8 protein-coding genes and 1 pseudogene are annotated in these 9,825 nt (G+C 70.3%); 8 read left to right on the top strand and 1 reads right to left on the bottom strand.

What is annotated here, in order from left to right; all coding sequences use genetic code 11:
- On the bottom strand, positions 1-1,297 hold a 1,297-nt coding region (locus tag ABZX92_RS43645; protein WP_355571710.1), incomplete at its 3' end, for a VCBS repeat-containing protein.
- A gap of 100 nt (positions 1,298-1,397) precedes the next feature.
- On the opposite strand from ABZX92_RS43645, the gene ABZX92_RS43640 reads away from it, so the two are divergent.
- The 8 genes and pseudogenes from ABZX92_RS43640 to ABZX92_RS43605 form a co-directional block, all read left to right on the top strand.
- A complete protein-coding gene (locus tag ABZX92_RS43640; RefSeq protein WP_355571708.1) occupies positions 1,398-3,227 on the top strand; it encodes a hypothetical protein in 1,830 nt (609 codons plus the stop codon).
- 40 nt (positions 3,228-3,267) lie between these two features.
- Positions 3,268-4,029 carry an ESX secretion-associated protein EspG gene (locus ABZX92_RS43635; protein ID WP_355571706.1) on the top strand — a complete coding sequence of 254 codons (762 nt, stop codon included), beginning with the start codon at positions 3,268-3,270 and terminating at the stop codon, positions 4,027-4,029.
- 385 nt (positions 4,030-4,414) lie between these two features.
- Positions 4,415-4,792 carry a hypothetical protein gene (locus ABZX92_RS43630; RefSeq protein ID WP_355571704.1) on the top strand — a complete coding sequence of 126 codons (378 nt, stop codon included), beginning with the start codon at positions 4,415-4,417 and terminating at the stop codon, positions 4,790-4,792.
- A gap of 37 nt (positions 4,793-4,829) precedes the next feature.
- Positions 4,830-6,392, top strand: a complete 1,563-nt coding sequence (locus tag ABZX92_RS43625; RefSeq protein ID WP_355571703.1) for a PPE domain-containing protein — start codon at positions 4,830-4,832, stop codon at positions 6,390-6,392.
- Positions 6,389-7,147: an ESX secretion-associated protein EspG gene (locus ABZX92_RS43620; RefSeq protein ID WP_355571701.1), complete on the top strand. Its 759-nt coding sequence runs from the start codon at positions 6,389-6,391 to the stop codon at positions 7,145-7,147. The genes ABZX92_RS43625 and ABZX92_RS43620 overlap by 4 nt, the downstream gene beginning before the upstream one ends.
- A 38-nt stretch (positions 7,148-7,185) precedes the next feature.
- Positions 7,186-7,692 (top strand): YbaB/EbfC family nucleoid-associated protein, encoded by a 507-nt coding sequence (locus tag ABZX92_RS43615; RefSeq protein ID WP_355571699.1) that lies wholly within the window; start codon positions 7,186-7,188, stop codon positions 7,690-7,692.
- 9 nt (positions 7,693-7,701) lie between these two features.
- The gene (locus ABZX92_RS43610; RefSeq protein ID WP_355571697.1) at positions 7,702-9,552 is read left to right on the top strand and encodes a hypothetical protein; all 1,851 of its coding nucleotides are present in this window, start codon (positions 7,702-7,704) and stop codon (positions 9,550-9,552) included.
- A 65-nt stretch (positions 9,553-9,617) separates the two neighbouring features.
- Positions 9,618-9,825 (top strand): annotated as a pseudogene (locus ABZX92_RS43605) (hypothetical protein); the annotation flags it as partial.

Here is a 9,825-nt window from a genome sequence, read left to right as displayed (position 1 = left end):
GTGGATCTCGCACAACGGCGGCGCGTCCTGGACCAAGCTGCCCGACGTGCCGTGGAGCGCCTGCCAGGGCGGCCCCGCTCACCCCGTCGGCGACAGCGACGAACACGCCCTTGTTGCCGAACCCGACGACGTCCGCCGCCCCGTCACCCGTGATGTCCGCGAGCAGCCGCGGGTTCTGCGCGACGCTCCAGCCACGATCAGACCCGAAGTCCGCGAAAACGCGCCGCGACGGACCAAAAGTCCCGTCCCCGCGAGAGACGGCCGAGGCCACACCGGCAGAACCGAACCCGACCAGATCCACCCGCTTGTCCCGGGTGATGTCGGCAAGCGTTGGTGAAGGCTGCGACGACGTGCCGTAGCCGTACCCGTAGTTGTAGCCGAAGTCGCCGACCCCGACGCCGAACGCGGTGAACGTGCCCGTACCGACAGCACGCCCCGTGTAGGTGTTGGCGTCGTTGCCGAAGCGAACCGCGTCGGCGTACCCGTCACCCGTGATGTCACCGACCTGGAACACCCCGTCCGCCGAAGGCACCGACGGCTGCGACGCCCCGTAAGTCCCATCCGCGCGCCCAAGCGCCGACATCGGTGTGAAACCGGGTTGGTAGCGCACGGACAGGATGTCCGGCCGCGCGTCCCCGCCGATGTTCGCCACCTTGAACTGGTTGAAGTCGTACCGGTCGGCGGTGAACTCAGCCGTTGCCAGGTACGGAACAGCGAACCCACCGTCACCTGAGGCCAGCGCGATGTCCAGCCGCCCGTCCGAGAACGCGTACAGGTCCATCCGGCCGTCGAGGTTCGCGTCGCCCAGCTGAATCCCCAACGGCCCGGGCCGCCCGTTGGAACCCATGACACCGGAGGCGAAGCGCAGCGGGCCGAACGACCCGTCGCCGTTCCCCACCGCGGTCCACACCCCGTCCGGCCCGGCCCCCACCAGGTCCGCGAAGCCGTCGCCGGTGATGTCGGCGACCCAGCGCGGGTGCTTGCCGATCCGCCATCCGGAGTTGTGGCCGTAGCCCGACAGGACGCGCTTGGCAGGCGTGAACTTGCCGCCTCCCAACGCGATCGACGTGTACACGCCGTCCTCGCCGAACCCGACGACGTCCGCCTTGCCGTCGCGCGTGACATCGGCCAGCACCCGCAGGTGCTTCTCGGTCCGCCACCCCTGGTCGTACCCGAACGCCCCCAGCACGTACGTCGCAGACGAAGCGGGCCCCGCCGCGGCCGGCACCGCGGGCACCAGGCCCACGAGCGCCAGCACGACGGCGCCCAGCGCACGTCTCCACGCATTGCGTCTCAAAGCATTGCCCCCTAAAGCAATTCAACCCCTCGAAGCTTCACGACCTGAGGCGTTCCACCCCGTTCCACGCCCGTTCCACGCGTCTGCTTGGGTGTGCGGCGTGACGCCCGAGTCGTTGTTGGCAGCAGGCACGCGAGCCCTGGCGCGGCACGGGGACCTGCGCACCAGCCGCGAACACTTCGCGCAGGCCTACGAAGCCGCCCAACGCGCCGGTGACGTGCACACGCTCGTGGCGGCAGCACTCGGCGCCGGCGGCGTGTGGGTGCACGAACACCGCACCGCGGCCGAGGCGGAACTCGTGCGGTCGAGGATCAAGCACGCGCTGACCCTGGTGGAACCGAGGTCGGACCTCGCACTACGACTGCGACTCAGGCTCACCGCCGAGAGCGACTACCAGGCCAACGAGCACGCGAACATCCTCGAACTCCTCGACGAGGCCAGGAAAGCCGCCGACCCGGTGGTGCGGGTCGAAGCGCTGAGCCTCGCGCACCACTGCGTCCTCGGACCGGATCATGTGGACCTCCGCAAGGAGCTCGCCGCCGAGATGATCGGCGAGAGCCTGCGAGAACAACACAGTGGACGCCGCGGCGACCTCATGATGGCGTTGCTGTGGCAGGTGGTCGACCACTTCCTCGACGCCGACCCGCACGCCGTGCGCCGCCTCACCGATCTGCAGGAACGGCTCAAGCACGAGGACCACCTGGCCGTGCGGTTCGTGGTGAGCGCGGTCGAGGTGATGCTCGCGATCAGGGACGGCCGGTTCGACGAGGCCGAGCAGCTGGCCGGGGCGAGCGCGCAGCTCGGCGCCGAGGCCGGCGACGTCGACGCGACCGCCTGGTACGGCGCGCAGATCTGCGCGATCCGCTGGTACCAGGGCCGCACGGCGGAGCTGTTCCCGTTGCTGGACCACCTGGTGCACTCGCCGACGCTCAGCACCGTCGACAACTCGTTCTTCAGCGCTCTCGCCGTCGCCGCGGCGCTTTCCGGCGACCGGCGCAAGGCCCAGGGCGCGCTCGCGATGCTGTGCCGGCGCGGGCTCGGCGCGCTCCCCCGCTCCAGCACGTGGCTCGTCACGATGAGCGGGGTCGCGGACGCCGCGCACCTGCTCGACGACGCCGAGGCCGCGCGTGAGGTCTACGAGATCCTGCTGCCGTTCGCGCGGCTGCCGCTGATGGCGAGCCTCGCCGTCACGTGCTTCGGTTCGGCGCGGCATCCGCTCGGGCTGGCGGCGCTGACGTTCGGCGACGTCGAGCTGGCGCTCACCCACCTCAAAGCCGCGATCCGGGACAACCAGGCGCTCGGGCACTGGCCCGCCGCCCTGTCGTCACGCCGCAAGTACGCCGAGGCGCTGGAACGGGCGGGCGAGGTCGACGAGGCACGCCGCCAGCTCACGACGTGCGCGCAAGAAGCCGCCGCGCTGGGCATGAGCACACCGCCGGACGTGGACCTCGCGGTGCGGCGCGAAGGCAGGAAGTGGCTCGTGCGGCTCGGCGGCCGCAGCGTCCTGGTGGACGGCGGCATCGGCATGGCCCACCTCGCCGTGCTCGCCGCGAACCCCGGCCGGGAGATCGACGCGGCCGAGCTCGTCGCCGGTACGAACGCGCTCACCGAAGAGGTGACCGCCCAGGATCAGCTCGACCCGGAAGCGTTGCGGCAGTACCGGAGCAGGCTCGCCGGCCTGCGCGGCCGCGACCTGACCGACGCCGAGCAGGCCGAGCACGACTGGCTCGCCGGGGAGATCGCCGCGGCCACCGGGCTGGGCGGCCGGTCCCGTTCGTTCTCCGACTCCGGCGAACGTGCCCGCATCGCCGTCGGCAAGGCGATCCGGCGGGCCGTGAGCGCGCTCTCGGCGGCCGACCCGGTGATCGGCGAGCACGTGCGCGACCACGTCCGGACGGGCCGCCGCTGCAGCTACACGCCGATCCGGTGAATCCCGGCCGCCAGCCCCGATCTCCGGCGATACTGCTCGGGTGATCACGCCCGAATATCTCCTGTCGCCGCGTGAGTTCGAGGTCCTGTGGCGGACGCTCCGACTCGGCCGGCTGCCCTACCCGCTCGACGTGCCCAGCGAGGGCGAGACCGAGCAGGAGCTCAAGGCTCTGCAGCAGAAAACCATCGCCGGCCTGCGCGACCGCGGCCTGGCCGACGACCCCCGGCTGGAAGACCTGCTGCGGCTGCTGGACGACCACGTGGTGGCCGTGGACGCGGTGCTCGGGCTCGACCGGACCGTGCGAGCGCTGGCCGCGTCCAGCGGTGACCAGGCCGTGCTCGCGATCATCGACGGCGACGCTATCGGCCTGCTGGAGATCAGGCCCACCGGGCTGGCGCGCGAGATCGTCCGGGTGCTGCCAGAAGGGGAACCCGGTCCTGGCAACGCGTTGTCCGTGCGGGCGGAGACGTTGCAGCAGGCCGCCGCGCTCCAGGAAGCCGAGCACGAGGAGGAGTCGGAGGACCCGTGGGGCGCCGCCGACGAGGAGATGGACGACCGGGCCGCGCTGCAGCAGGCCGGAGTCTCCTCCCAGGACGCCAAACAACTGGGTGAGCTCGCCGCGAACCGCGTGGCGGGCGGCCAGTTCGGCGTGACGCGCGGCCGGGAACGCGCGGACGTGGTGATCAACTGGTTCGACACGCACCAGGGCCGTTACCTCGTGGTCAACTCCGACGGCTGGCTGAGCCTTTCCCCGGCCGACAACGACCGCATCGCCACTCGGATCGGCGCCGTGCTGGCATGAATTGATCATCGATGAAAACGGGCGGACACGGGGTGTTCGCCCGTTTTTTCGGCTCCCTCAAAGACCATCCGATCCGGTGATGCCCGAGCGTTGCGTAATCGAGATCAAGAAGAGCCTATGCGGCCTTCGAGGCCACTGTGATTTGAGCCACACTCACCCCTGGTCAAGGCCCGTTCCAGTGATGTGAACAGAGATCCGGAGCCCGAATGGGCAGTTAGCCGAGAGCGCTCCCACAACCAGGGCAAACGATCTTCCTGATCATCGGCCGTTCACCTGGTGGTGGCCCGTTTCGCTGCGTGGCAACACATTGTGAACACGAGTCTCAATTGGTTACACGCGGGTTGGAAATGAGGCGATGTCCGAAAAGGTACTTGATACTGCACGTATGTACATCGTCGGTGACAACGACGCTGTCCCGCTGAAGGACACCGTCACCTCGGGAGAGGTGCAACTCGACCCGGCCGCGGGCGAGGAGCTCCGCAAGCAGTTCCAGGCCCAGATCGACCAGGTCGACTCGTGGCTCGAACGCGCCAACCACAGCATCGCCCGTCCGGCACCGCTGGGCGCCAACCCGGTCGGCGACAAGATGCGCGACAAGTTCACCCAGCGGGCCGAGGGTGAACCGTACTCGTTCGTCAGCGTCATGACCGCGTACCGCACGGTGCTGGAGCAGACGAAGAACTCGATCGTCGAGGCGATCGAGAACTTCAACCGCCTCGATGAGGAACACCAGGCCGAACTGAAGAAGATCATGAACAGCTGATCCAGCTGATCCCGTCGAAGCGAGAGGCGAGCCGGTCATGCCCCCCGAGACCGACCCGAGCGAGTTCGAGAACAAGCCGGTCCTGACGGACCCCCAGAACTGGGCGTCACGCTCGCACCAAGAGCTCTACGCCGCTGTGCACAACAACAACGACCCCGGCCAGGCCGGCCAGATCAGCTCCGACTGGGGCAAGTACGGCTCGGAGCTCACCGAGGCCTCGCGCACCATCAACGCGGTGATCGCCGCGTCGGAGTCCAAGTGGACGGGTGCCGCCGCCGAGGCCGCGCGGGACGCGATGAAGAAGCTCGGGACGTGGGTCGACGAGACGGCGAAGACCGCCGTCGAAGTCGGCAACAAGGTCGCCGACCAGGGCCGGGTCATGGAAGCCGCCCGCGCGCAGATGCCCGCGCCGGTCCAGTTCGACTGGAACAAGGCGGCGGCCGCGCTGTCGCAGCCGGGCACGCCCGCGTTCGTGCTGGCCTCCGCGGACATCGCGGTCGCCAACGCCGCCTCGCGCGCGGCGCACGACCAGGCGGTCAACGTCATGACCACCATGGAGAGCAACTCCCGGCAGATCGACACGTCGACGCCGACCTTCAAGCCGCCGTTCAACCCGAACACCGGCCAGGTCGAGGAGCCGGTGATGGCGATGCAGCGCATGTCCGGCGCTCCCACGCTCAACGGTGGCGTGGACGGCCTGATGTCGACGCAGGCGGCCGGTGGCGCCGTGGCCGCTCCGCCGAGCCCGTCCGGTGCGAACGCCGGTGGCGGCGGTGGCGGTGCCGCCAACGCGCCCGCCGCTCCCGCGGCCTACACGCCATCGGCTCCCGGCTACACCCCGTCCGCGAACACCGGTGGTGGCGGTGGTGGCTACACCCCGCAGAACCCGAACTACAACCCCAGCAACACGAACGTGGCCGCCGCGACGTACACGCCGTCCGCTCCGGGCTACACGCCGCAGTTCGGACCCGGCAGCACGAACACCGGTGGTGGCGGTGGCGGCAGCAACTACACGCCGCAGTTCGGACCCGGTGGCACGCCCTACCTCGGCGGGCCGGGTCAGGGCGGGAACACGCCCCGCGGTGGCGCGAACGTCCCGAAGATCCCCGTGGTCGGCAAGGACATCCCGAACCCGAACTACAACCCGCAGAACCCGAACGCGCCCAAGGGCATGACGCCCGGTGGCATGCCCGGTGGCGGCGGTGGCGGCGGCGGGGCCGGCATGAAGCCCGGTGCGATGCCGAACTTCGGCGCGGCCGGCGGTGGCGCGGGCGGCTTCGGCGGCGGACCCGGCGGCGCGGCGGGTGGCGGTGGCTCGATGCAGCCCGGCGGCACGGCCGGTGTGCAGGGCCGCGCGGGCGGAATGCCGATGGGCATGACGGGTCCCGGTGGCGCGACCGCGGCGGGTGCCGGCGCGGGTGCGGGCGCTCCCATGGGTGGTGCTCCCGGTGCCGGCGGCAAGGGCGAGGACGACAAGGAACACCGTTCCGCCAGCTACATCATGGGCGGCGACCTGTTCGAGATCCCCGGCGAGAACCTGCCCCCGTCGGTCATCGGCGGCGCGAAGGTCAAGAAGCCGAAGGGGACTGACGCGTCGTGATCAACCCCGAGTTCCTGCTGTCGCCGCGCGAGTTCGACGTGCTGTGGCACGAGCTGCGGCTCGGCAGGATGCCCTACCCGCTCGACGTGCCGAGCGAGGGCGAGACCGAGCAGGACCGGCGGGTCCTGCGCGAGAAGACGCTCGACGACCTGCGTGAGCGCGGCCTGGTGGACAACGATCGGCTGGAGGAGTTCCTGCGGCTGCTCGACGACCACGAGGTGTCCGTGGACGCCGTCGCGGGACTCGACCGGACGGTGCGGGCGCTCGCGGTCTCCGGCCGTGACCGGGCGGTGCTGGCGATCATCGACGGCGACCGGGTCGGTCTGCTGGCGATCCGGGAGACCGGCATCGCCCGCGAGATCGTGCGGGTGCTGCCCGACGGCGAGCCCGGCCCCGGCACCGCGGTGAACGTGCGGGTCGAGGCGTTGCGCGATGCCGTCGCGATCCAGGAGGCGGAGGAGTCCGAGGACTCCGGCGACTTCTGGGGCGCGGCCGACGAGGTGGACGACCGGGCCGCGCTGCAGCAGGCCGGTCTGTCCACTCAGGACGCGAAGCAGTTCGGTGAGCTCGCTTCGAACCGCATCGCGGGCGGCCAGTTCGGCGTCACCCGCGGCCAGGAGCGGTCGGGTGTCGTGATCAACTGGTTCGACACCCACCAGGGCCGCTACCTGATGGTCAACTCGGACGGCTGGCTGAGCCTTTCGCCGACCGACAACGACCGCATCGCCACCCGAATCGACGCCGTGCTCGCCTGAGAGCGCTCCCCGTTGAACCATCGCCGCCGGAGGACCGTGTGAATCCCGCGAACCCCACCCAGTGGGTCGAAGAGTACGAGGCCAAGCTGGCCGACCTGAAGAAGAAGTCGGAGGACCTGCAGGAGAACTTCGCGGCGTCCACCGCGACCGTGACGTCGAAGGACGGTGCGGTGACGGTGACCGTGGGCCCCAACGGCGGCCTGCAGAACCTGGTCCTCGGGCACCGCGCGGTCGAGCTGGGCGCGCCCCGGCTCACCGCGCTGATCCTGGAGACCGCGCGGCACGCCCAGAAGCAGGCGGCGGAGAAGGTCCTGGAGATCTTCAAGCCGCTGGGCGAGGGCACCGAGGCGTACCAGATGGTCTCGGACTCGATCCCGTCCGACGAGGAGCTCGACGAGACCGACGAGTACGACATCGACGACGAGCCGGAACCCACCCCGGCTCCCCCGCCGGTGGCCCAGCCCGCGGCGGCCCCGCAGCCGGCGCCCGTCCGCGGACGCCCGCGCCACGCGGACGATGACGACGACGACAACCAGCCCTGGTAAGGAACTGCGATGACCGCTCCGGAAACTCCACTCCCGTCTCCTCCCGGGATGAAGATCACCGAGGAGAACAAGCTCAAGGGCTCGTTGTTCATCGAGGCGTACGGCAGCCTCATCGACGGCATCGGCAAGGACGCGGAGTCCGAGACCGAGAAGGCGCTGGACATCACGTTCAACGCGATCGGTGCGGCCTCGGCCACGGTGATGCTCGCGATCGACCCGCTGGGCAGCATCATCGGCGCCGGCGTCGGCTGGCTGATCGAGCACGTGTCGTTCCTGCGTGACGCCCTCAACCAGCTGATGGGCAACCCGGAGGAGATCCAGGCCAACGTCGAGGCGACGAAGAAGCAGGCGGTCGACCTGCGCACGCTGGCCGAGGACCACAAGAACGGGCTGGCGACGTTCGACGGCTGGACCGGTCAGTCGTCCGAGCGCTTCAAGGCCTCGATGGACGGCATGTACCAGGAGCTCGACGACCTGGCCAACGCCGTCGAGAACAAGGCCAAGATCGTCGCGATCATGGGCATGCTGGTCACGGTGCTGCGCGACATCGTCCGCGACCTGATCGCCCAGCTGATCGGTGGCCTGATCGGCGGCGCGATCCTCGCCGCCGCCGCGATGATCCCGACCTTCGGCGCCTCGATCCCGGCCTTCATCGGCTTCGCGGTCGGCAAGGCGGTCGCACTGGGCGTCAACATCGCCTCCCGCGTCGCTCGGGTCGTCGCCGCCCTCGGCCGCCAGATGAAGCGGATCGGCGACCTCGACGACATCATGAAGAAGATCAGCAAGGGCTGGGAGCGCTTCGAGAACTCCGCCGACGTCGCCGAGATCTCCTACGAGGGCTGGAAGGCCCAGCGGGACGTGGGCAAGGACGTCGACGCGGCCCGTGGTGGCAGTGGTGGTGGCGGCGGCAACACGCCTCCCGGTGCTTCCGGTGGCAAGACGGCCCAGGACACGCTCGCGCAGGCCCGTGTGGGCACGGTGATGGACGCGGACGGCGGCAAGGCCGAGGCGCTCCGAGCCCAGGCCCACGTGGGCACGGTCATGGACGCCGACGGCGGCAAGGCCGAGGCGCTTCGAGCCCAGTCGGCGACCCCGATGCACATGGTGTCCGGCCGCACGGAGATGGACTCGCTCGCGCACCCCGTGGCACGCACGCAGATGGACGCGGCCGAGCCCATGCAAGCTCTCCGGCGGGTGGACGCCGCCGAGCCGATGCACGCAGTCCGGCCAACCCACATGGACGCAGCCGAGCCCATGCAGGCACTCCGACGCGTGGATGCCGCCGAACCCATGCAGGCACTCCGGCACGTAGACGCCGCCGAACCCATGCAACCGTTGCAGCGGATGGACGCCGTTCAGCCGGCCCACCTGACCATGCCCACGCGCATGGACGCCGTCGAACCGTTGCAGCCCATGCACCGGATGGACGCCGTCGAGCCCATGCAACCGTTGCAGCGCATGAGCGCGGTCGAGGCACCGATGGCTCCGACCCACATGAACGTGGCGTCGGACTCGACGATGACCTCCGGCGTCTCGATGACGTCGAGCGCGCCAGTGCACCACGACGCGCTGCAGCCGCGGGAGATGTACCTCACCGAGTCCACCCCGGCCGAGCCGGTGCAGTCAGTCGCGGCCTGGGACACCACGCCGCGGATGTCGCCCACGTTCGAGGCAGCCCAGCCGACGGAGAGCTACAACCCGCTGCAGGCCCGCACCGCCTACTCGAGCGTGGACGCCGTCCCCGCCGAGCCGGTGCAGTACGCGGCCGGCTACGAGGCGCCTGCCCAGTCCGGTGGTGCCCCGGTGCAGCCGACGCGGCCGACCGCCACCGAGCGCCCCACCAGGCAGTCGGGGCAGTAGCTCCTTCCCAGCCGGGATCCCGCCAACCCTGCTTGTTCTGACGCAGTACTGGAGATAAGCCGCTCATGGCCAAGGGGAACGTCAATCCCAACCCGTCGCCGTCGCCGAACCCCAACCCGGCGCCGAACCCGACGCCGTCTCCCTCGCCGACGGGGACGGGTGGGACCCCCGGGCCCACCGGCGTGGTGGTGCACTTCTCGACGCCCGCACCCGCTGCCGAGCTCCTGCGCGGCTCCTACGATCTGGTGGTGGGCGCGGACGGCGTCAACTCGC

It is taken from the genome of Lentzea sp. NPDC006480 (genome assembly GCF_040611995.1).
In the GTDB taxonomy this organism is placed as follows: Bacteria; Actinomycetota; Actinomycetes; order Mycobacteriales; family Pseudonocardiaceae; genus Lentzea.
This window is presented reverse-complemented; position numbering and strand designations above follow the sequence as displayed.

Bases quoted from the DNA above. Each gene is read 5' to 3' on its own strand.
- ABZX92_RS43625 (WP_355571703.1), top strand. From the start codon at position 4,830: ATGCCCCCCGAGACCGACCCGAGCGAGTTCGAGAACAAGCCGGTCCTG.
- ABZX92_RS43630 (WP_355571704.1), top strand. From the start codon at position 4,415: ATGTACATCGTCGGTGACAACGACGCTGTCCCGCTGAAGGACACCGTC.
- ABZX92_RS43610 (WP_355571697.1), top strand. From the start codon at position 7,702: ATGACCGCTCCGGAAACTCCACTCCCGTCTCCTCCCGGGATGAAGATC.